General features: G+C 65.7%; 15 protein-coding genes. 3 read left to right on the top strand and 12 right to left on the bottom strand.

Annotation, left to right across the window (positions count from 1 at the left end):
- Positions 1-33: 33 nt before the first annotated feature.
- Complete coding sequence (locus tag AC5Y3P_RS16450; RefSeq protein ID WP_500046992.1) at positions 34-3,240, top strand: SNF2-related protein; 3,207 nt, start codon at positions 34-36, stop codon at positions 3,238-3,240.
- Positions 3,241-3,363: 123 nt separating this feature from the next.
- A complete protein-coding gene (locus tag AC5Y3P_RS16445; RefSeq protein WP_500046991.1) occupies positions 3,364-5,340 on the top strand; it encodes an OPT family oligopeptide transporter in 1,977 nt (658 codons plus the stop codon).
- Between the two features lie 51 nt (positions 5,341-5,391).
- On the opposite strand, the gene AC5Y3P_RS16440 is transcribed toward AC5Y3P_RS16445, so the two are convergent.
- The 10 genes from AC5Y3P_RS16440 to AC5Y3P_RS16395 all read right to left on the bottom strand — a co-directional run bounded on the left by AC5Y3P_RS16440 (position 5,392) and on the right by AC5Y3P_RS16395 (position 16,581).
- On the bottom strand, positions 5,392-5,982 hold the full coding sequence (locus AC5Y3P_RS16440; RefSeq protein ID WP_500046990.1) for a DUF2510 domain-containing protein: 591 nt from the start codon (positions 5,980-5,982) through the stop codon (positions 5,392-5,394).
- A gap of 369 nt (positions 5,983-6,351) precedes the next feature.
- Positions 6,352-7,092, bottom strand: coding sequence for a DUF6398 domain-containing protein (locus tag AC5Y3P_RS16435; RefSeq protein WP_500046989.1), 741 nt, complete (start codon positions 7,090-7,092; stop codon positions 6,352-6,354).
- Between the two features lie 108 nt (positions 7,093-7,200).
- Positions 7,201-8,367: a Wadjet anti-phage system protein JetD domain-containing protein gene (locus tag AC5Y3P_RS16430; protein WP_500046988.1), complete on the bottom strand. Its 1,167-nt coding sequence runs from the start codon at positions 8,365-8,367 to the stop codon at positions 7,201-7,203.
- 5 nt (positions 8,368-8,372) lie between these two features.
- Positions 8,373-11,756 (bottom strand): ATP-binding protein, encoded by a 3,384-nt coding sequence (locus AC5Y3P_RS16425; protein ID WP_500046987.1) that lies wholly within the window; start codon positions 11,754-11,756, stop codon positions 8,373-8,375.
- Positions 11,749-12,327 (bottom strand): DUF4194 domain-containing protein, encoded by a 579-nt coding sequence (locus tag AC5Y3P_RS16420; RefSeq protein ID WP_500046986.1) that lies wholly within the window; start codon positions 12,325-12,327, stop codon positions 11,749-11,751. The genes AC5Y3P_RS16425 and AC5Y3P_RS16420 overlap by 8 nt, the downstream gene beginning before the upstream one ends.
- Positions 12,324-13,772: a DUF3375 domain-containing protein gene (locus AC5Y3P_RS16415; protein ID WP_500046985.1), complete on the bottom strand. Its 1,449-nt coding sequence runs from the start codon at positions 13,770-13,772 to the stop codon at positions 12,324-12,326. The genes AC5Y3P_RS16420 and AC5Y3P_RS16415 overlap by 4 nt, the downstream gene beginning before the upstream one ends.
- 54 nt (positions 13,773-13,826) lie before the next feature.
- Positions 13,827-14,225, bottom strand: coding sequence for a TA system VapC family ribonuclease toxin (locus tag AC5Y3P_RS16410; protein ID WP_500046984.1), 399 nt, complete (start codon positions 14,223-14,225; stop codon positions 13,827-13,829).
- A complete protein-coding gene (locus AC5Y3P_RS16405; RefSeq protein WP_500046983.1) occupies positions 14,222-14,452 on the bottom strand; it encodes an antitoxin in 231 nt (76 codons plus the stop codon). Before AC5Y3P_RS16405 ends, AC5Y3P_RS16410 begins: the two co-directional genes overlap by 4 nt.
- A gap of 128 nt (positions 14,453-14,580) precedes the next feature.
- Positions 14,581-14,859 carry a hypothetical protein gene (locus tag AC5Y3P_RS16400; RefSeq protein WP_500046982.1) on the bottom strand — a complete coding sequence of 93 codons (279 nt, stop codon included), beginning with the start codon at positions 14,857-14,859 and terminating at the stop codon, positions 14,581-14,583.
- Positions 14,860-14,937: 78 nt separating this feature from the next.
- Complete coding sequence (locus AC5Y3P_RS16395; RefSeq protein WP_500046981.1) at positions 14,938-16,581, bottom strand: SIR2 family protein; 1,644 nt, start codon at positions 16,579-16,581, stop codon at positions 14,938-14,940.
- A gap of 251 nt (positions 16,582-16,832) precedes the next feature.
- Here AC5Y3P_RS16395 and AC5Y3P_RS16390 point away from each other — a divergent pair, with 251 nt between their 5' ends.
- Complete coding sequence (locus AC5Y3P_RS16390; RefSeq protein ID WP_500046980.1) at positions 16,833-17,015, top strand: hypothetical protein; 183 nt, start codon at positions 16,833-16,835, stop codon at positions 17,013-17,015.
- Positions 17,016-17,185: 170 nt separating this feature from the next.
- Here the strand turns inward: AC5Y3P_RS16390 and AC5Y3P_RS16385 are convergent, their stop codons facing one another.
- Both AC5Y3P_RS16385 and AC5Y3P_RS16380 read right to left on the bottom strand, forming a co-directional pair.
- Positions 17,186-20,248 carry a DUF3427 domain-containing protein gene (locus AC5Y3P_RS16385; RefSeq protein WP_500046979.1) on the bottom strand — a complete coding sequence of 1,021 codons (3,063 nt, stop codon included), beginning with the start codon at positions 20,246-20,248 and terminating at the stop codon, positions 17,186-17,188.
- A 187-nt stretch (positions 20,249-20,435) separates the two neighbouring features.
- Positions 20,436-21,900, bottom strand: a 1,465-nt coding sequence (locus tag AC5Y3P_RS16380; RefSeq protein ID WP_500046978.1) for a PDDEXK-like endonuclease domain-containing protein, incomplete at its 5' end; no start/stop codon positions are given.

Below are 21,900 nucleotides of genomic sequence, written 5' to 3'. Positions count from 1 at the left end.
GCGGCTGTCGGTGGTCAGTCCTACTGTCCCAACATGGACGCGAAGTACCCGTCGCTGAACCTGACCGACAGCCTGGCTCGGTTGCCCCGCGGTAGCTTCGAGCGCGGCGTTGCCGATGCGCTCGCAGGGCGGGTGCTGAACTGCGACTGGGTTCAGGACAGCGGCTTGTTGCTGGCTTCGCTGGTGGGCGCTGACGGCAGCCGCTTCAGCACGGTCATCGAGTTGACCGATCTCGGTGGCGGGGCGTGGCGGCTGCGCGACGGGCGATGCAGCTGCCGCATCCGACAGTCCTGCCAGCACGTCGCGGCCGTGCTGATCATGGTCGACTCCGCCGGGCAGGGCATGCTCGCAGCGCGTGGCAGCGAACCCGAGTGGCAGCGCACCCTGGGCTCGCTGCTGCGCTGCGCCGACGAGGACGGCGCAGCGACCCGGATCGGGATCGAACTCAGCACCCGCGGCGACGACGGCGTACTGGTCGACGCCGCATTGGTGCGGCCCGGGGTGCGCGGCGGCTGGGTCAACGGCGGGCTGTGCTGGAGCAACCTGGTGGCGCTCGACCAGTACGGATTCCACCGACCCCACGTCGAGGGGCTACGTACGTTGTATGCGCTGTACCAGGCCAGCCGCAGTGCTGCCATGCCGAGCTACGGTCAGGTCAGCTCGATCGTGCTGTCGCAGTTCGGATCCACGCAGCTGTGGCCGCTGCTGCGCGAGCTGCACGACGACGGGGTCGCGCTGATCCACGCACACACCGGCGCCGAGATCCCGGCGCCCGGCGTCGGGCACGTCGACCTGGATGTCACGGTCGACCGCGGCGGTGATCTCATGGTGACGCCCACGCTGCGCGTCGACGGGGTGGCGCGGGCAGTGGCCGGGTTCGTCGGGGTGCGCGGGCATGGCGTGACGTACTTCGATGACGGCGCGCTGCGGTTGGCAGGGTTGGACAACCCCGTGCCGAAACCGGTGCGGGACATGCTGCTGCAGCGTGCACCGCTGGTGATCCCGGCCGCCGATGCGGAGGCCTTTGCCTACGACTTCTATCCGCAGCTGCGGGCGGTGTGCCCGGTGGTCTCGAGTGACGAGTCGTTCGCGGCGCCGGTGATCAGCGGCCCGCAGCTGGTGCTGCAGGCCGACTACCGCGACAACCACGAGGTGGAGCTGACCTGGCTGTGGGCCTATCAGGTCGGTGAGCGGCAGCTGCGCGGGCGCATCGACGCCCCAGGCGGGGACGGCCACCGCGACCGCGACGCCGAACGCGCGCTGCTGGCCGGCATCGACGCGCCGCTGGCCCGGTTCGGGCTGTGCGATCTGGGTGGAACACTGCTGGCCCGGCGCAGCCTGACCGGGTTGAGCACCATGCACTTCACCTGCGAATTGCTGCCGCTGCTCAAAGATTTGGACGACGTCATCGTCGAGATCACCGGCGAGCAGGCCGATTACCGCGAGGTCGGCCAATCGTTGGTGATCGCGGTGAGTGCGGCCGAGGCCGCCGAGCAGACCGACTGGTTCGACCTGGATGTCACGGTCAGCGTGGAAGGCAACCGGATCGACTTCCGCACCCTGTTCACCGCGCTGGCCGCCGGCATCGACTGCCTGCTGCTGCCCGACGGTGCCTACTTCTCACTGGACAAACCCGAGTTGCTGCGACTGCGGGAACTGATCGAGGAGGCCCGCGCGCTCAGCGACACCGAGGAGCGGCCGCGGATCACCCGCTTTCAGGTCAACCTGTTCGACGAACTGGCCGAACTGGGCATCGTCGCGCATCAGGCCGCGCAGTGGCGCACCCAGGTCGCTGGGCTGCGGGCGCTCAACGCGGTGGAGCCGGTGCCGGTGCCGGCGGGGCTGCACGCCGAGCTGCGGCCCTACCAGCGCGACGGGTTCTCCTGGCTGGCCACCCTGTACCAACACGGGCTGGGCGGCATCCTGGCCGACGACATGGGGTTGGGCAAGACCCTGCAAACCCTGGCGTTGATCTGCCATGTGCGCCACCAGCATCCGGACGGACCACCGTTCCTGGTGGTGGCACCGGCCAGCGTGATGAGCAACTGGGCGGCCGAAGCCGCCCGGTTTGCCCCCGACCTGAAGGTGGTTGTGCTCAACTCGACGGTGGCCAAATCCGGTACCGGGTTCGACGAGCGGGTGGCCGGCGCGGACATCGTGATCACCTCCTACACGCTGTTCCGGCTGGACTTCGCCGAACACGATCAGCGGACCTGGGCCGGGCTGATCCTCGATGAGGCGCAGTACGTGAAGAACCGACACGCCAAGACCTATCAGTGCGCGCGGGTGCTCGGTGCGCCGGTGAAGATCGCGATCACCGGCACACCGATGGAGAACAACCTGATGGAGTTCTGGTCGCTGCTGTCGATCACCGCTCCCGGGCTGTTCGCCAGCCCGAAACGGTTCGCCGACTTCTACGCCAAGCACATTGAAAAGCAATCCGACGCCGATCGTCTGGACCTGTTTCGGCGTCGGATCAAACCGGTGGTGCTGCGCCGCACCAAGGAGCTGGTGGCCCCGGAGTTGCCGGTCAAGCAGGAGCAGATCCTGGAGTTGGAGCTGTCCGGTCGGCACCGCGCGCTGTATGACAAGCGGTTGCAGCGTGAGCGACAGAAGGTGCTCGGTCTGCTCGACGACATGGACCGCAACCGGATCACCATCCTCAAGTCGCTGACCATGCTACGGCAGATGGCGCTGCATCCGGGCCTGGTCGAGCCGGCCGGCCTGACGGTGCCGAGCGCGAAGATCGACGTGCTGATCGAGCAGATGCTCGACGTGGTCCGCGGTGGGCATCGGGCGCTGATCTTCAGCCAGTTCACCCGGTTCTTGACCTGTGTGCGGGAACGCCTCGACGACGAAGGCATCGGCTACAGCTATCTGGATGGCAGCACCCGAGATCGGGCCGCGGCGATCACGGCGTTCAAAGACGGTGACGCACCGGCGTTTCTGATCAGCCTCAAGGCTGGCGGGTTCGGACTCAACCTCACCGAGGCCGACTACTGCTTCCTGCTCGACCCGTGGTGGAACCCGGCGGTGGAGGCCCAGGCCGTGGACCGCACGCACCGGATCGGGCAGACCCGCAACGTGATGGTGTACCGGCTGATCGCCCGCGACACCATCGAGGAGAAGGTGGTGGCGCTCAATGCACGCAAAGCCAAGCTGTTCGCGTCAGTGCTTGATGACGGGAATACGTTCGGGTCCTCGCTGAGCGCGGAGGATATTCGAGAGTTGTTGAGCTGAGGGGGTGACACGACCGCGTGGAACCCCACCCGCCACCACGAGCAAACCCTTAACGTGTAAGCACCCAGATCGCCGTGCAGTCGTTCGCCGGCCCTGCTGAGCTGCAACCGAGAGGATGCCGAAGTGGCCGTCGAGACCCCCGCCACCCCCACGCTGCGCGAACTCACGCTGCGCGGCATCCTGCTCGGCGGCGCGATCACCTTGGTGTTCACCGCCGCCAACGTCTACCTGGGTCTGAAGGTCGGTCTGACCTTCGCCACCGCGATCCCGGCCGCGGTGATCTCGATGGCGATCCTGCGCAACTTCGCCAACCACTCCGTGGTGGAGAACAACATCGTGCAGACCCTCGCCTCGGCGGCCGGCACGCTCTCGGCGATCATCTTCGTGCTGCCCGGCCTGGTGATGATCGGCTGGTGGACCGGTTTCCCGTACTGGATCACCGTGGCGGTGTGCGCGGTCGGCGGCATCCTCGGCGTGATGTACTCCATCCCGCTGCGCCGGGCCCTGGTGACCGGCTCCGATCTGCCCTATCCGGAGGGCGTGGCCGCCGCCGAAGTGCTCAAGGTCGGCGACAGTTCACACGGCGCCGAAGACAACCGAATGGGGTTGCGCACCATCGCACTCGGCGCGGTCGTGGCCGCCGGTTTCACGGTGCTGGCCAACCTGAAGGTGCTGGCGAACTATGTGGTGAGCTACGCCCGGATCGGCCCGGGCGGCACCATGTTCGGCGCGAACCTGTCGCTGGCGCTGATCGGCGTTGGGCATCTGGTCGGGATGAAGGTCGGCATCGCGATGCTGGTCGGGTTGGTCATCTCCTACGGGCTGCTGCTGCCGATCCGCACCGTCGGGATGTTCGACGGTGGTGAACCGATCGGCGACGTCATCGACGCCATCTTCGTCTCCGAGGTCCGGTTCATCGGCGCCGGCGCGATCGCGATCGCCGCGGTGTGGACGCTGCTGAAGATCCTGCGCCCGATCATCAAGGGCATCAACGAGGCACTGGCCTCGGCGCGCAACCGCCGCGCGGGCCAGCTGGTCGACCTGACCGAACGCGACATCCCGTTCCCGATCGTCGTCGCGACGGTGGTCGCGATGCTGGTCCCGATCGGCGCGCTGCTGTGGAATTTCAGCCGCGGCACCGCATTACAGGGCAGCTCGACCGGGATCATCGCGGCCAGTTTGGTGTTCATCTTCCTCATCGGTCTGGTGATCGCGGCGGTGTGCGGCTACATGGCCGGTCTGATCGGCTCGTCGAACAGCCCGATCTCCGGGGTCGGGATCCTGGTGGTGCTGATCGCCGCGGTGCTGATCAAGGTCGTGTTCGGCGCCGCCGACGACGATCAGGGCCTGGCGCTGGTGGCGTTCACGTTGTTCGCCGCGGCGATCACGTTCGGGGTGGCGACCATCTCGAACGACAACCTGCAGGACCTCAAGACCGGTCAGCTGGTCGGCGCCACCCCGTGGAAACAGCAGGTGGCGTTGGTGATTGGGGTGCTGTTCGGATCGGTGATCATCCCGCCGGTGCTCAACCTGATGCAGACCGCGTTCGGTTTCCTGGGTGCCCCCGGCGCCAGCCCGCAGGCCTTGGCGGCCCCGCAGGCCGCACTGATCTCCTCGCTGGCCAAGGGCGTGTTCGGCGGATCACTGAACTGGGCGCTGATCGGGCTCGGTGTCCTGATCGGCATCGGGGTGATCGTCGTCGACGAAATCCTCAGTCGCCGCGGCCGGTTGGCGCTGCCTCCGCTGGCGGTCGGGATGGGCATGTATCTACCGATGAGCCTGACCGTGATCATCCCGCTGGGTGCGCTGATGGGGCACTTCTACAACCGGTGGGCCACGGGCTCGGGTGGCGACGTGGAACGCAAGAAGCGACTGGGCGTGCTGCTGGCGACCGGGTTGATCGTCGGGGAAAGCCTCTACGGCGTGGTGTTCGCCGGGATGGTCGCCGGCACCGGGCGGGAGGATCCGCTGGCGGTGTTCACCGGCAACGACGGCGTCTTCGCGATGGTCCTCGGCGCGGCGCTGTTCGTCGGGGTGATCCTGTGGCTGTACCGGTGGACCCGCGGGGTGGCCGACCGCGCTGAGCAGCCCACGGTGTGATTCCCGTTCGGCTGCACCGACTCGTCCCCTACCACGCCGACTGCGCTGCCCTCACGGTGACTCGGGAGGCAGGTACCGCCCGTGGGTTCCCCGCGGGTCACCCTGCTGATACAGCTGGTCCTCATAGTCGGCGCGCTGGGCGATCATGTCGCGGTCGAACTGTTCCCGGCGCAGTTGTTCATCGCGCTGCTGCGCGGACTTGACCAACCAGACCCCGATGCCGGCGATCACCCCGATCAGCGCGAACACCGCGAGCAGCCACGGATGTTGGCCCACCAGGCCCAGGAGGAAGATCCCACCGATGACGGCGGCGACCACCAAAGGCCGGCCGTTCGGTGTGCGCACCAGTTGCCCGCCGCTGACCGCGACGGCCGACGAGGACCCACCGGCGAAGATCGCCACCAAGATCCAGATCGGCAGCCACAGACCACAGGTCACCATGGTCAGCACCGCGTGCAGGCCGTGGCTGGGACCGCCACCGTTGGCCACCGCCACCGCCATCGCCGGAGCAGGCTGGGCGGTCGGGGCGGGCGGCGGCGGGTACGGCGTGAAATGCGTTGTCCAGGTGCGGCCGTCGTGGTAGCGCCGACCGGGTTGCCCGCCCGGGTCTGGATACCAACCGGGTGCAGGGCTTTCCATCATGGTTCGCTCCTTGTCGTAGTGCTGCTTCAGGTGAGCCGGTCAGAATGACAGAGGGCACCGACAAGTTCGCAGCAGCAGAATGATTCGGAGGCCTCATCGCCGTTCGACATGATGGTGAACGGCGGACGCACCCGGGTGCGAGACGTCAAGTCACCATTCAGCCGACGATCGGGCACGTCGGGAAACCTCGGCCGCGAAACGGATGGCCGATCACGCTGATGCGCGGCAGCACAGGCTAATCGTCAGCGGTGGGCGCTTGCGGGTTGAAGGGCTGGTACCACGACCGGTCAGCGCGTGCGCCGGTCGGCGCGGGATAGGGCGGGACGTCGGGCGGCCGGTGACCTCCAGGTGCTTTCGCGCAAGCGTCACTTACCAACCGAGCACGACTCGCAGCGCATCCCGACGGCTGATCATGTGCGCTCGGCGTGCGGCGATCAGGTAATCCGGTGAACCCAGGACGCCAAACCAACCGCCGCGCATGCCGCGGGCCCGTACCAGGGCCGGCACCCGCTGTGCGGGACTGCACTTGACGCCGATCTGCCGGGCGATGTCGGAGCCCTTCAAGCGTCCGCTCCCCCGGTGGTCGAAACGGCCATTCGCCTCGCAGACCACCCAGACGAGTGCTGCCGCAGCGGTGCCGGCCTGTCCTCTGCGCCGCAACACCGCGGGGTCGGTGCTGGCGATCCGGGCCAGCAGCCGTCGGCAGGCCGTGCGGTATTCGACGTCGAGCAGTGCGTCACAGCAGGCGTCGGTGTGCTCGAGCACCTCGGTTACCTTGGCGACGACGTCGTCGGGCACCCCGGACCAATCGAACGGTTCATCGGGCAGCGGCGCGGTATCGAGGTGGTGCAACTGTTCATCGCCACCCGCTTCTTCGCAAAGCACGTACCACTCCATCTCCTCTTGCCAGGTTGGGTCCTCGGATGCGCATGGGCGGCCGAACTCTTCGTCGTTGACGCTGCCAAAGTCATCGAAGTCGGCGGCGTCGAAGCTGTTCCATCGGTCCAGATCGACGACTGGGGCGTCGATCTGGATTCCGGGGTCCTGTTGATCAGATGGGTGGATCGCCGGCGCAGTGGTCGCGGGATCATGTGGGTTTGACTGGTACATGTAGGCACGGTACGTCGGTGCACCGACAACAACGGGCCATGATCAGTCCGCTGATCTACCGTGCGCTCCGCGCACCAATACAGTTCCGCTGATCAGGTTGGGGTTCCACTACCCAGGACACTGAATGAGGCTGTCTTGCAGCCGGTCCCGTGCCCAACCCCAATCGACGCGCTCCTGTTCGAGACGAACGCGATCACCCAACGCGTCCTCCACCAGATCGGTGTAGAGCTGCTGCTCGTCGCGGGTGAGTCGGGTGAGGGCCGATTTCGCCGGCCGGTCTTCGGTCACCCACCGGTCACTGTGGGCTAGCAGCGTGGCGCGGTCCATCAATACCGATCGCGCATTCGGCAGCCAGGCCCGCAGCCGGTCCAGGATGGCGAATCCGTGGGTGTCGATGTCGCCCCAGTACACGACCTCGGCACCCGCCAGCCAGGGCAGCCGTCCCACGTGATCGACGTCGAAGCCCTTTCCCCAGATCACTACCCCGCGGTCGGGCACGTCGGCGCTCAGATAGCTGATCTCGTTCTCGATGATGACCGCAACGCGGGGTTCGACCCTCAGCTGCGCGAGTTCTTCGGCCCGCACCGCCAGTTCGGTGAGCGGGGCGGGCAGGCCCAACGACGCCGCCGGTCGCAGCCGGACCAGGCTGGGTTTGGACCGCAAGCCCAGTTCAGCCAGGAAACCCGGCGCCGACGGCGAAACACCCAGCATGCCGGCCAGATCCGTCCGATGCCGCTCGGCGAACTTGGTGTCCACGCCGGGCGCGCTGATCTCGCGCAGGTAGCGGCTGGAGTGCCGGTGGCCGTCGAGCCAGTCGTAGGCGGCGATCAACTGCGGCATGTGTGGGGCCAGCGCGAGTGCGCGGTGCGGTTGCGCGACGATCCATTCCCGGATCCGCGGATGCTGGGGCACCAGATCCAACAGGCCGTCGAAACGGTCGACCACCGCTGCCACGCCCAGCAACGCCCAGGCCTGCTGATAGGAGCAGACCTTGGCGCGGACGGGCACCGAGTTTCGGCCAATCTGCCTGCCGCCGATGGACTTCCACTCCAAGGTGTAGCGCGTGTCGTCGCGACGCCCGGCGTCCAGAGCGGCCACCCAGGCGCGGGCTGCGGCGATGTCGTCGCCGATCTGCGCTGGTTTGGGCGCGCGCAGCGCCAGCTCGATCGGCGCGAAGGGTTCACCGGTGGCGTAGCCGCGCAGCAACGATCCGTTGTCCCACCGGCGCCGAACCTTGGCGGCGATGTCCTCCGGTCTGGTCCATCCGGTGTTCACCGGGCTCACGGTCGAGGTCCGTCGCGGCGGGTCCGGTACTCCTCGATGGTCATGGTCTGCAGCCGCGAGTACGTTCCGGTGGGGTTGTCCACCAGGCCGATCGCTTTCACATACGGCTCGATGACGTGCACCTTCTGCAGCGGCGTGACGATCAGCAATTGCAGACCGAGCGTCGCGAACAGATCCAACGCGTAGCGGGTCGAGACGTCCGAGCCGCGCCCGAACGCCTCGTCGATGACGGCGAACCGGAAGTCCCGCGACTTCTCGACACCCCATTCCAGCCCGAACTGATACGCCAGGGACGCGGCCAGGATCGTGTAGGCCAGCTTCTCCTTCTGGCCGCCAGATTTGCCGTCGGAGTCGCTGTAGTGCTCCCACTCGACATCGGTGTCGACGTCACGTTCGGAGGCCGAGAACACGAACCAGTTGCGCACATCGGTGACCCGGCGGGTCCAGTTCTTGTCCGACTCCGCGTAGCCGTCGCGGCCCCGGAAGCGTTCGATGATCCGCTTGACATCCAGGAAGCGCTGCTCGGAGTACTGATCACCGTCGACGGCCAGAGTGTCATTGGTCAGGTTGCGCAAATCCGAACGGAACTGCGCGACATCCTGATTGGTGGTGGGTTCCTTCTCCAGCCGAATGAACCGACCCGGGTTGTAGGGCACCGCACCCAGCGCCTCGTTGATCCGGTCGACGCGCTCGTCGATGGCCGTGGCCTGCCGGCCCAGCCAATTGTTGAACCCGGCCAGTTCCTGGATGGCGTTCTTGTTGAGCTGCTCCTTGAACTCGGTTTCGAACCGCGGCAGGTCGTCGGTCGCGACCCGCTCGCGTAACGCCAGGAAGTCACCGCGAGCGTCGACGCTGGCGTCCATGTCCGCCCGCAGCTCCGGCCAGCGGTTCAAGAACGTGGTCATGTACTGGCCCAGGTTCAGGGCGTGGCCGTTGAGTTGGCCCGAGAGTCGCTCGATGCGCCGGTGCAGGTCCTCGGACAGCGCCGCCTCGGTGTCGGCGCAGTCCGCCGCGCGCTGCGGCCGGCGCCTGCCCAGCCGTTGCTCCAGGGCCGGGTAGGAGGCACGCGCGGTGTCGAGCTGTTCACCGCTGCGCGCGGCGACGAACTCGTCGTCGCGGGCACGTTCCTGTTGCGCACGCTGCACCGCGGCCTGGGTGGTGGCCAGCTCTCCGGTGAGTTTCTTCATCAGTTCGGCTGCGGCGGCGGATTCTTCGGCGTTGCGCGCCAACTCGCCGGCGATCTCCTCCAGCCGTGACGAGCCGGCCTCGAGCCGGATGCGTTCGGCATCGTGGGCGGCGGCGCGCGCGTGGGCCTCGTCGACGTCGAGATCGGTCCAGGACCGGAAGCCCTCCACCCGCAAGAACGCGTCCAGCCGGCGCTGCAGGGCTTCCCGCTGCTCCCCCAGTGCGGTCGCCAACGCGGCGGCCTGATCCCGCTCGTGCTCCAGCTCGGTGAGCTCGGTGCGCAGCGCGGCGATCTTGCGTTCGTTCACCCAACCGAGCACCCAACGACGAGGGTCGTCGACGCGATACCGGTCATCCTTCTCGTGTCGACCGCCCGACCGCACCTGGCCCTCCCGGGTGACCGCCTTGCGCTCCGCACGGAACTCGTCGAGGTCTGCCGCACAGCGGAAGTCGGCTCGGCGCATCAATTCGTTGCGCAGGTAGTCCTCGAAGGGTCCCTCGCGGACTTCGATGCAGTCGGCGAGCAGCAGCCCGTCGGAGGCCGTCGGCTGCAGCCGAACCTGATGTTGTGGCACCCGTTCGTAGACCAGCTTGGCACCGCGGCCGGCCACGGTGAGCCGGCGCGCGTTGACCCATGCGGCGACGGCCTCGTAATGCGGCTGGGCCACCAGCAGTGACAGGGCGAACCCGCGCAGCACACGTTCGGCGGCGCCCCGCCACTGCGAGTGCTCTTCGTACACGTCGAGCAGCTCACCGGCATAGGGCAGATCCTGCGGGGTCAACCCCAGCGCGGCACACAACTCGGCGCGCACCACCACCTGCTCGCGCGGCAGGTTGTCGGTGCGTTCCACCAGGCTCGCGATCTCCCCGGCGAGCACCTCGCACTCGCGTTGACGCTCGCGCTCCCGGCCGATCGCGTCGACGGTGGCCGCATCGAGGTCGCGTTTCTCGGCCGCCAGCCGCGGGCGCTCGGCGGCGACGAGTGCGGACAGCGCCGTGAAAGCCTCCTGATCGGCGACCGGGGCCAATCCGGCTTCGCCGACCGCGGCGTCGAACAACGCCCTTGCCTCCCTGCGGGTCTCGGCCTGCGCACGCGCTGACTCCACCAGTCGTTCGAGTTCGCCGATGCGGTCGCCACCGGCCCGGGCGCGCTCTTCGATCAGGGCGTCGCGTTCGCGGCCGAGCCGTTGCTGCTCGGCGTCGGCCGCGTCCTGCTGCCCCAACAGGGCCGCGCCGTCGGCTTCGAGTCGGAGGATCTCGTCGGCCAGGAGTACCGAACGCAGTTCGGCGATGAACAGCCGTACCGCCGAGCGTTCGAGTTCCAGGCCGTCGCGTTCGGCGAAGGCGGCGTCGTACTTGGCGGCGGTGTCGACGATCGGTTGCAGGGTTTCGAGTTGCTCGCGGGCGCGTTTGACGGCGTCGTAGGCCTTGGTCAGATCGTCGAAATGTCCGATGATGTCGCGGACCCGGTCGGTCGAGTCGCTCGGCTCGAGCATGTGGTCGCGCACGAAATCGTTGAGGTTGCCCACGGATTTCATCGACACGGTCTGGTGGAACAGTTCCAGCGCCTGCTCCGAACGGATACCGAGCAGACGGCGCAGCGAGGTGGCGTACTTGGGGAACTCGTCGAAGATCTCGGCGCCGTTGGCACGCAACTGCCTACGCAGGTCGCGCAGTTCGGTGCCGAAGCCGCCGAAGTCCGCCGCGATGGAAAGTTCTTTGGTGGCGGTGACGAAGAACCGGTAGGGCTGGCCGGTCTTCTCGCGCTGTTGGAACACCTGCGCGAGTGTCACCGTTTCGTCGTGGCCGTGATTGCGGAACACCCCGAGGATCACCGAGTAGGTGCGTTTGTTCTCCCGCAAGCCCTTCGGGCGGGACTTGCCGGTCGATTCGTTGCGCTCGGACTTGTAGTAGCCCTCGACGTAGGACCGCAGGGTGCGTTCCTTGGCCTCGGCGCCGGCGGCCTTGTTGTAGGCCGCCTTGTGCGACGGCACCAACAGAGTGGTGAGCGCATCGACGAGGGTCGATTTACCCGAACCGATGTCCCCGGTCAGCAGCGCGGTGTCGGTGCCGGGGGCGAATCTCCAGGCATGGTCATCGAACGTGCCCCAGTTGTAGACCTCGGCGCACTGCAGCCGGTAGCCTGCTCGCCGATCCTGACCGAGTTCTGTTGCGCTGAACAGGGTTTCACTCATCGTCGGGTGCCCTCCCCGCGTATTCGCGCAGCTTGGCCGAGAAGTCGGACAGGGTCTGGGCGTCGACGTAGGCCTTGAGGATGCGCCGCACCTCCCATTCGCCGCGCTGGCCGCGCAGCTGGCGCAAGAAACCCAGCTCGGCGGCCTTCTTGATGGTGGTCTCGGCTTGGTCGACGACGCGGGCGTCGTTGGTGGAATCGGCCTGGAACAACCGCAGCATCTCGACGATCTGGTCGGTGCTCAGCACCAGCCGTCCCTCGCCGCCGCCGGTTTCGAATTCGACGAGTCGTTTGCGCAGCAGCACCAGCAACAGGCTGACGTTGTAGGTCAGAGCTCGCCGGCGCACCAGACGTGGCAAGGCTTCTTCGCCCTCTTCCTCCGGCCGGGAGCGCAGATAGGCGTAGCCCTCGGCGTCGTCGACCACCACGTCGACCCCGAGCGTGCCGAAGTGGTCGCGCACGCCGGCGCCCCACCGTTCCAGCGTCTGCCAAGTGTCCTCGTCGGAGGTGCGGTAGACGACGCCCTGCATCAATCGGATGATGGCGGCCGCGACGGCACGGTCGTTGCTCATCGGCGATGCACCGCCTGCCGTCGCACGGTGACCTTCGGCAGCCGCGCGCGTTTGGTGACCTCGGGGTTGGCGGGATCCGAATAGTCCAGGACGGTCTCGTCGGTGTCGTCCATGTCGATTCGCACGTCGTCGTCGTTGAGTGCGAGGTAACCGACGATCTCCGCCGCCCCCTGTTCGATCGGGTGCACCGCGATGACGTCGGACAGCAGCGCCGAGGAGTTCTCCGGCAGGACGGCCCGGATGGTGGCGGCCAGCCGCGCCTGGTCGATGTAGGTCTGGGTGAACAGCATCTCGGCGTCGACCTCTTCGGTGGACGCCGAGATCTCACTGTCGACGGCCGCCGCCACCGGCACCTGGTAGAGCGGGCGCTCGAACGGTAGGGCGATGTCGATGCCGGGCTCGTCGACCTCGAGACCGAACGACGGTGGGTTGGCGCGGACGTCGAGTGCCGCGACCTCCACCGCGCGGACCAGGTCCAGGACGCGGCGGTTCTCCAACCAGACCTGATCGTCGAGGAAGCGGCGCAGTTGTTCGGAGATCTGGCGGATGGTGCGCTGGGCCCGGTCGGCGGCCTCCGACCAGTCGTGGTGGATGCCTTTCACGCTGTGGCCGCGGTGATCGTCGTCGACGACGGCGAGGGCGGACACCTTGGACAGCAGGTCGGCGAGCTCGGCTTGTCGCTGGTCGGAGAGCAGGAAGTCGTAGAACGCCTGGAAGCTGCGGCCCTGGTCGGAGCCGGCGATCTCCGAGCGGCTGCCGACCAACTCGGCGAGCAGTTCTCCCTTGGAGCCGTCCCAGGCGGCGATCTTTTCTCGGGCGGCCCGATCCAACAGCCGGAAGTTCTCTTCGACCTCACGGAAGTCCGACAGCAGCTCCCGGGCCGTGGTGGATAGTTGCTGGTAGCGGTCGCGCACGCCGGTGGCGTCGAGGACTGCAACGTCGCCGGCCTGCACCGCGGCGATCTCGGCGTCGAGTTCGTCGCGGCGTCGGTGCAACTCTGCCAGCCGGACTTCCGCGTTGACTTCGGTGCCGTGCACGATCTGGCGCAGCAATTCCACGACGGTGTGCAGCCGGGACTCGGTGCCGACAAAGGACCTGCCCCGCAGCGCCGTCACCCAGGCGTAGGCCTTCTCGAAGGCGGGCGTCACCTCGTAGTGCACCTCGTCGTCGCCGACCGGGTAGAACCGGCGCAGATAGCCGGCATCGGTGGCCGCCCAGTCCTCCAGGTAGGCGCGCGGCTCCTTGGGATAGCGGTCGTCCTCGGCGTTGAGAGCGTAGAGGTGGTCATCCAGGGCGTCGGCGACCACGCTGGCCGCGCATGCCCCGCGATTGCCCTGCACGAAGAATTCGCCCAGGAAGGACAGGATCAGGGTCGCGTTGCTGGCGCGCAGCAGCCGCCAGGCGGGGTGCCGCTCCCGCAGTGCGTTGATCGCCGCGTAATCCACGGCTCAGAGCGTAGGCGTACCGGCCGACATGTTCGCGCAAGAGACCTGCGTCAGTCAGGCCGCTGAGATCAATACCGCCACATCCTGGTGCAGAGCCGCCAAGCCGGTGTCGAGCGTCGCCAGTTGCGCGCTGTGGTGTCGCGCCAGTTGAGCGAGGTACGCATCTGTCACCTGGCGATGGCCGACGACGCCGTCCAGCCGCACGTCGGTGAAAGGCACGGTATCCGACCAAAATTCGTGATGCTTGGCAGTGGCCACCGCACCCACCACATCGCGCGCGGCCGCTGCCGGATACCCGGACCGCACGAGAAACCGGACGAGGCTGCCCTGCGTTATCGGGCACGTCGCAAACCCGGCGTCGAAACCGGAGAGCCACTCCGCCGCCACGTCGTGATGCACATGCTCTGCAACGACCAACGCGATCAACACGTTGGAGTCGAGCAGTACCGTCATTCCTCGTCCTCCAACGCCCGCACGTCTTCGGACGTCACGATGGTGCCGACGCTCACGACCGGCAGCCCGGTGCGGGGATCGGTCGAGTGCGCCGCTCCGGCGCTACCGGCGCGGAGGCCTTTGCGCATGAGGTCGGCGACCGCCTCACTCAAGGTCCGCCCGGTATCCCGCGCTATCGCCTGGGCCTGTTTATGCAGGTCATCGGGGAGATCAATGGTGGTACGCATGGCTCATCATAGCATCAACGCCTCATGATGCGCCGATGAGAAGTGCCGCTCGTTCTGTCTGGGACGGGTTGTGATAGCTCTGTGGAAAACGGCGTTGCTACGGCCTCATGGGTGGTGGCGCCCGAAGGTCAATGAATTCGCTTGATTTCGGTGCGTAGTCCGCTGACTCCAAGTAGTTCGCGGAACTTCTCGGGTTCCATCGCATCCAGCTGAGCCGGTGAATACCCGGCGGACTCCAGCAGGCCGTAGGTGTAACCGGTACGGAGGTAGGAGATAGCGTCTTCGTACGAGTCGTGACGGGTGAAGCTCAAATGGTCGCCATGGTCGACGAGCAACTCCACCGAAGTATCTGCGATTGGGCCGGCTTCCGGCCTTTCGTCTGGGTCGGCCGCGCTGACGTCTGCCATGAATCTCCTCGCACTCGTATCGGTTGCAGCCCGGTCGGGGCCGATGACCATCGCTTCCAATTGCCCCGGTCCCGGCGGTCACTGCCTGCCAGCGCCCAGTGTCGCCAGGAAGGTCTTGACCTCATATCTGACCGATCCGATTTCGGCGTCTTCGGTCGATTCCACCAGCTTCAGCAGGGTTTGCCGAAGCTCCTCCTCACGATCATCGGTGACCAGCTCTCGGTAAGTGTCATCCAGGAAGAACGCCGAGCAAGTCGTAGCGAGATGGCCGAGCAGGTCCAGGAACAACTCCAGCTGCCGGGCCGCGTACTCGACGGTTATTCCTGCGTCGTCAGGCACGTTGACCATGGAAACGACATCCAGGTCGTTGCTCCACAATTCTTCGTCAAGATCATCATGAAACAACGTGAGTACGGTTCCGCGGCCGTCGGTGTCCCCACGCGCCTCCCGGACCTCGTAGATGAGCTCCTGAAAATCTTCGTCCTGCAGTGAATACCCGACGAACATCATGTGCCGCATCAGCAGCAGTCCCTGCACAAGCCCAAGAAGGGCACCGTACTGGCGTGGCATATCCAGGAAGTCTGAACGAGTCAGGACGATCGGCTTCTGACCACCGATGCTGCCGTGCATCTTGAGTAGCCACCGTCCACCGGCATCACTCGGATCTTGCGGCAGCACAGCAAGTTTGCGATTCCCGGTCTGCGCGGCCGCCTCGAACAGGGTGTCGAAGTTGGTCGTGACGGCCTCGTTGCTAGGCAGCGAGGCCAACAATCCGTGCTGCAGCGAGTAGTACTCGCCGGCGAGCTCAGCGGCGATCTGATCACGAAAGTCGATCCCCTTGTCGATCATCCGACGCTCGATCAATGTCGCATAGTCACGCGCATCCTTCTTCCTCAACCGCGCCCGCGCGTCTTCACTCAACCCTGCCGTTTCAGCGAGGCCATCCAACAGTTGCGTCCATGTCGGCAATCCGGCACCGGCACTGATCCCCGATCCCAGAAAGAGCACCAGGTGGCGTTCGATCGCTGTGTTCGCGAGAACCTGCGCCTTGGCGATCAACGCGGGGTGGTCGAAGCGCCACACGGCAGCGATGTCGGAATCACGGAGGGACTCGGTCCGCGCGCGCTGGGCGGCGGCATACGCCTTGTCTCGCGCGGTGACCAGAACGATATCGACATCGTTCTCCTCAGCGAGCAGCTGCAGCGTCCGCACCAGGCCTTTGAGCAAGTCACCACGGCGGGCATTGCCGCCACCGGCCCGGGATCCCACCACCGGAAGCGCAAGGCGCGGCTTCGGCCACGGATACAAACGCTCACTGCCGGAGCTGACCGCGTCTTTGGCGGCCATGGCGTACTCACGGATCTTGGATTCGTAAGCAGCGAAACCGGATTGGTCCCCGGCAAGACCGATATTGCCCAGCCACACCGCAACCTTGTCACTGTCCGGAGAGTCCGTGCGAAACTCCGCAGGAAGCCTCATCACCGATTCTGTTCCCCACTCGAGCGGCAGACGGTCGCGTGCCACAACGCGGCGCCAGTACGGCTCGATCCGAAACTCCTCGTCGGTCGGGATCAAGATGGCGTCGCAGGCGAGTTGGGTGAGGTCGCCGTTGATGATGAACAGATGCCCGCCTGCACTGCGGGTCTCGGTTCCGGGTGCCGGCGGCACGTCTTCGGCTCCTGCAGCGGGATGCACAGGGATCGGGTCCATGATGTCCTCCAATTCCGGAACTCCTCGAGGCCAGGCCGGTAGCCGCGCGGGTGCCGCTGCGCCCGCACGAATGCTCAGCCGCGAAGCGTATCGACACTCGCATCGACAGGTATCACGCGCTGGCCTGGATGGTGCCCGGCGAGCGGGAGCAGGCAAGGAGTGAGCCGCGGGCTGATCAGAGCTTCCAAGGCCGAATCAGGTGGACGACGCCGCCCGTGAAATTGCCGTCATCAACGTCCCCGGCAACGTCGGATGATGGACCAGTGACCGTCGTCGTCATGGGGACCGTAGTGCTCGGCAGCCTGCTGGCTGCGCGCTACCTGCTGCGTACCCCCTCGGCACGCGCGAGCTATGCCGCCACGGTGAAGGCCATCCGGTGGTGGATGTGGCCGCTGGCGCTGGTGACTGCGCTCACATGGCGCGGTGACGCCGAGACAATTCGATGACGTCGGTACGGTCTTCGGCGCGCTGCTCGATGAGATCAGTTCAATGCGGTCTCGTTGGAAGAACTCGCGGTGCCCTTCAGTCAGGAAATCTGCACGCATCTGCAGGCCGTAAACGACCGCGTGATGGGTCGGTGAGCCCAGTGAATTGTTGCGCGAATCAGCTTGCGAACTCATGCCACCGCGGCAGCGAACGACTGGTACAGATCGCCCGAGAGCGGCGTGTTTAGTTCCCAGGTGATGGCCATTGGCTTCTCTCCGACGTGGCCGCGGTAGGTGGCTGGCCCGAGGAACCAGAAGGCGCGGTCATCGGCGCGAAGTCGGCTGAACAGCATGATCGACCGGCCGTCGCGTTCGTGGTTTCGGTAGCGCAGACCGGTGTCGCTGTCGGCGCGAGTGATCGACTGGCTTTCCCAATGGATCAGGGACGGGCTGATGGCGTAATCGCGGTAGCGGGTCGTTGGCGAGAACGCGCCGCTGCTCTTGTCGAGGGTGAAGGCAAACAGCTCGGTGTTGGCGTCCCTAGCCTCGTACACGCCGGTCTGCCAAGGAGCGACCTTGGCAGCGTCACCGATACCGAAGGCCGCCAGGATCTCGAGCCGCGAGTAGCGGGCATGCACCTGCAGCGGCACGTCGGGGTGATGATCGAGTGCACCGTGCAGGTGGTCGATCCGATCATCGAGTTCGCGCAGCAGCTGCGACAGCTCAACGCGTACCTGCGGATGCGCCCAAAGAAGGCTGACCGCGTCCTGCAGCGAGGTGTCCTTAGTCAGGACCTGGTCACCCAGACTTGCAACGAGCATCCGGATGAGGCGCCGCTGGCGTTCCGGGAGTCCGGAAACGTCGACCGGAGTGGGAGATTCGAGAAGGGCCCGATAAGTGGCGATTCGTTCGTCATCATCGATATGCAGCAGCCGGCCGAGCGCCTTGCGCAAAGGCTTTTCGTGCTGCCCCGGCCGTTCTGTCGGTACGCCGGCCGCCTCGCACAAGTCCGACCATCCCCGCGAGCCGTCGTAGACGTCGGGCAGGTCTAGGCCGGACTCGGCGAGATATGTCGAGAGGGTGACGTCGGGATACTTCGCGTGGATCACCCGAAGCTCCTCGACGCGTGCGGGCCAGCGGGTGGGAATGGCTTCCCGCAGGCTGCGGAGCACGATCTCGGAGGCCTTGTCGTCGAGCTGCATGTAGCACCCGGCCGGCAGGAAGGGGAATCCCTGCTGGACTGCGCGTTCGATGTCGCGGCGGGTACCCCCGAGCAGTGCGCGGTAGCGGCGGTCAAAGCGGAACTCGCGACGATGGGTGCCGACAAAGTCAAGGACCGTGCAGAAGGCCTTGCCCGCCGAACGCCGCAACCCGCGCCCGAGTTGCTGCAGGAACAGCGTGGCGCTCTCGGTGGGTCGCATCATGAGCACGGTGTCCACGGCGGGAACATCGACGCCTTCGTTGAAGAGATCCACCGAAAAGACGACGCGAATATCGCCGGCGGCAAGTCTTTGCAGCGCCGCTTTTCGCTCTACTTGCGGGCTATCACCCCACACCGCGACGGCCGGCACCCCTGCCTTATTGAAGTGCCCCGCCATGAACTTCGCGTGGTCGATGCTGACGCAGAAGCCCAAGGCACGCATGGCTTTGTGATCGGCAGCGAGGCGTACCACCTCTTGTAGTACGGTACGGGCCCAGGCGTCGGTGCTGGTGTAGAGACTGCTCAAGGCTTCAAGGTCATAACCTTGGCCTCGACGCCACGGAATCTCGGTGAGGTCCAAGCCGTCATGGATGCCGAAATACATGAACGGCGAAAGTCGCTGCTGGTCAATCGCATCCCACAATCGCAGCTCGGCGGCAATGCGGTCATCGAACCAATGCAGGATCGAAAGGTCGTCGCTGCGTTCGGGTGTGGCGGTGAGACCGAGCAACTCGACGGGCTTGAGGTGATCGAGGAGCTTGCGGTACGAGGGGGCTGCGGCGTGATGAAACTCGTCGACGATGACGACGTCGAAATGATCGGGTGCCAAGTCCTTGAGGTCGGCGGCGTTGAGGCTCTGCACGGAGGCAAAGACATGGTCGAAGCGTTGGGGGCGCGATCCGCCGATCCACTTCTCGCCGAACGAGGCGTCACGCAGCGCATAGCGGAAGGTCGCGAGGCTCTGGTCGAGGATTTCGTTGCGGTGCGCAACGAACAGCAGACGTGCGCGTGGCAGCCGTTCACGTAAGCGCGCGTAGTCAACGGCGGCCATGACGGTCTTGCCGGTGCCCGTGGCCGCGACGAGCAGGTTGCGGTGATAGCCGCGCGCGCGAGAGAGTTCGATCTGCTCGAGGAGGCGTTCTTGAAAGGGCTCAGGGCGAAGCTCGATGGGGCTAAGGATGACGGTGGGTCCGGTGTCGGTGCGCCCGGCCCGTTCTAGCGCCTCGTCGAACTGGGTTGGGTTGTACGGAATGAAGTCAATGCTCTGCCAGTAACTTTCGAATACCGCCTCAAACTTGGAGAGGATGTCGGGGTTCCGCGCCGACGAGGCACGAACGTTCCATTCCAGCCCGGTCACCTGGGCGGAGTGGGTCAGATTTGACGAGCCGACGTAGGCCGTGGAGAAGCCGGAGCGGCGGTGAAAAATCCAGGACTTGGCGTGCAGCCGAGTGGTGCTGAGGTCGTAGGAGATCTGCACGTCGGCGCCGAGTCCGACGAGCTGGTCGAGGGCAGCGCGTTCGGTGGAGCCGGTGTAGGTCGTGGTGAGGACGCGCAGCGGCCTACCGCGCTCACAGTGCCGGCGCAATGATCCCAGGAGCGGGTTGATGCCACTGCGCCGAATGAATGCCATCACTACGTCGATCGCGTCCGCGGAGTCGATTTCGGCATCCAGCTGATTCAGCAGGCCCGGCTCGCCGGGGGCATTGGTCAGCAACGTGGTGTCCAGGAGAGGAATCAGCGGTTCCGCGATGGGACGCGAGGTTCCATCCGGTCGCCGCTCGAGGATCGCGTGCAGGACTTCACCCGGGTCGATGGGCGTCTCTGCGGTGTCGACGGTGATGATCTCGGCGAGCCGCGCGATGAGAGCCTTCGCGACTTCGATGCCGACGTCCACCCGGGCGTCGTCACTGACCGCAGCGAGGGACTGCTCGATTTGCCGACCTAGATGCAGGGCGATCCGGTCCGCCGCTTCGGCTTTGCGCAGAGGCCGTGTCTTGCGAGCCGAACTCTCGAACGGAGCGAGTTGTGTGTGCAGCGCCTCGGTGAGGAGCATCTCGTAGAGTCCAGGGTTTAAGTCCGCCACGAATTCACCTTAGGAGACAAGTCTGACGAAGTGGACCGCAGCGCCGCCGGGCTCGGAACATCTTCGAATCGGTCCTATCAGGAACGCGCAAGTTGATCGATGCGATTCCAGGCGCTGACGTCTGGTTCTACATTCGCCTCGGCCTCAGATGAGCTGCCTACATCTCCTCCGAGACCGATACCGACTGCGCGTCTTCGATGTTGGACAGCGCGCCGTCCACAACAGCAACCTTCGTACCGTGGCGCCAACCGTCAACCAGGTCCCGACTGAGGTCCAGGCCATCGTCGCCGAAATCACTATACATACCAGTGAATTCGATCTTGGTGCCATCCAAGTCATGAGTAACCGGCAGCGGATCCTCGTCAGCTAACCCCGTATCCGGCACGACATCAGCGAGCTCATCGGACCCAGGCTCCACCCAATCGGCAGTATGGATCCCGAGCTCATCAAGCCGGTCCCAGAGTTGCCTCAACGTTCCTGGCATATCGGCATAGAACACAGACTCCCTGATCCGGAAGAAGCGCCAGCCACACCGTTCCAGCTCGCGTTGACGTGCCATGTCGGCCGCGTAGGCGTCCGGACCATGCCAGAAGTCGCCGTCGCATTCGATCGCCAATCGTCCCGTAGCCCCGGTGATCACCATGTCGATCCGATACCCCATCACTTCGACCTGCGGCACCACGGTGTAGCCCCGGTCGACGATACGGTTGAAGACCCGTTGTTCGAACAGCGAGTCGAACGGCTCAACCTGTGCATCCTCGGGAACGTTCGTGCTGACGACACCGTTCGGGTCGGTCTGAATGCGATTGACCACCCCGTAGCAGTAGTCCAGCAATTGATAACGCATGTCCTCGGGATTGGTCAGCGCCTCGCGCGGCATCGAGTGGTAGACCCACATCTGATCTTTCGCGCGCGATCCGGCGACGTTGTAGCGCTGGACGTACTGGGCCATGGTCAGTGCAGCCATCCGCTTGCCCTCTTCAGGAGCCTTGACCATCGACAGGAACATGATGTCGCGCTCGGAACCTTGGAAATCCGAGGCGTCACCGCACCGCAGCTCCCGCTCAGCCCATTGCTCCGGCGAGACCGCGTCCATCAGCTTGGACTCGATGAGCCTGGCCTGCTCCTTGCCCAGCAGCGAGATTACCCCGAAGGTCGATCCGTCATAGCGCGGATCGTCCAAGCATTCACAGATCTGGCTGACGATCGCGTCGGCTTCGACCGGGTTGGTCTTGTTCGGCGCCTCATAACCTTCCGCCAGGTAGACGGCCTTGATCGGATCTAGGCGTTCGGCGCCGAACTGGCGCACCGGCACCAGCCGGATCCCTTCCGGCTCATAGGCGATCCGGTTGGAGAAGCCGATGATCTCCGGTACGCAGCGTCGATGTTCGGTCAGCGTGATTCGCCCGCCGAAGCGCATGATGGCTGCGTCGAAGTAACTGCACTTGGGATCCAGCCACGATTCGCGGTAGGGGTCCTCGAACAGATACATCGCTGCCAGGTCCCGCAGCTTCTGCTGGTCCACTCCCACGGCCGACGGCGAGACCTGCTTGTCGTCTGTCAATGGACATCGGGAACTGCCCGTGGGCGGACATGAGGACTGCCCGTAGGTGGCCAATAAT

The organism is Mycobacterium sp. NGS45, from assembly GCF_059812645.1.
Note: the sequence above shows the minus strand (reverse complement) of the source record. Positions and strands in the feature narration are given on the sequence as shown.

What these genes read in the sequence shown, in the direction of transcription:
- AC5Y3P_RS16450 (WP_500046992.1), top strand. Translation starts at nt 34, where the DNA reads ATGGACGCGAAGTACCCGTCGCTGAACCTGACCGACAGCCTGGCTCGG.
- AC5Y3P_RS16420 (WP_500046986.1), bottom strand. Translation starts at nt 12,327, where the DNA reads ATGAGCAACGACCGTGCCGTCGCGGCCGCCATCATCCGATTGATGCAG.
- AC5Y3P_RS16435 (WP_500046989.1), bottom strand. Translation starts at nt 7,092, where the DNA reads ATGTACCAGTCAAACCCACATGATCCCGCGACCACTGCGCCGGCGATC.
- AC5Y3P_RS16410 (WP_500046984.1), bottom strand. Translation starts at nt 14,225, where the DNA reads ATGACGGTACTGCTCGACTCCAACGTGTTGATCGCGTTGGTCGTTGCA.
- AC5Y3P_RS16400 (WP_500046982.1), bottom strand. Translation starts at nt 14,859, where the DNA reads ATGGCAGACGTCAGCGCGGCCGACCCAGACGAAAGGCCGGAAGCCGGC.
- AC5Y3P_RS16425 (WP_500046987.1), bottom strand. Translation starts at nt 11,756, where the DNA reads ATGAGTGAAACCCTGTTCAGCGCAACAGAACTCGGTCAGGATCGGCGA.
- AC5Y3P_RS16405 (WP_500046983.1), bottom strand. Translation starts at nt 14,452, where the DNA reads ATGCGTACCACCATTGATCTCCCCGATGACCTGCATAAACAGGCCCAG.
- AC5Y3P_RS16440 (WP_500046990.1), bottom strand. Translation starts at nt 5,982, where the DNA reads ATGATGGAAAGCCCTGCACCCGGTTGGTATCCAGACCCGGGCGGGCAA.
- AC5Y3P_RS16385 (WP_500046979.1), bottom strand. Translation starts at nt 20,248, where the DNA reads ATGCTCCTCACCGAGGCGCTGCACACACAACTCGCTCCGTTCGAGAGT.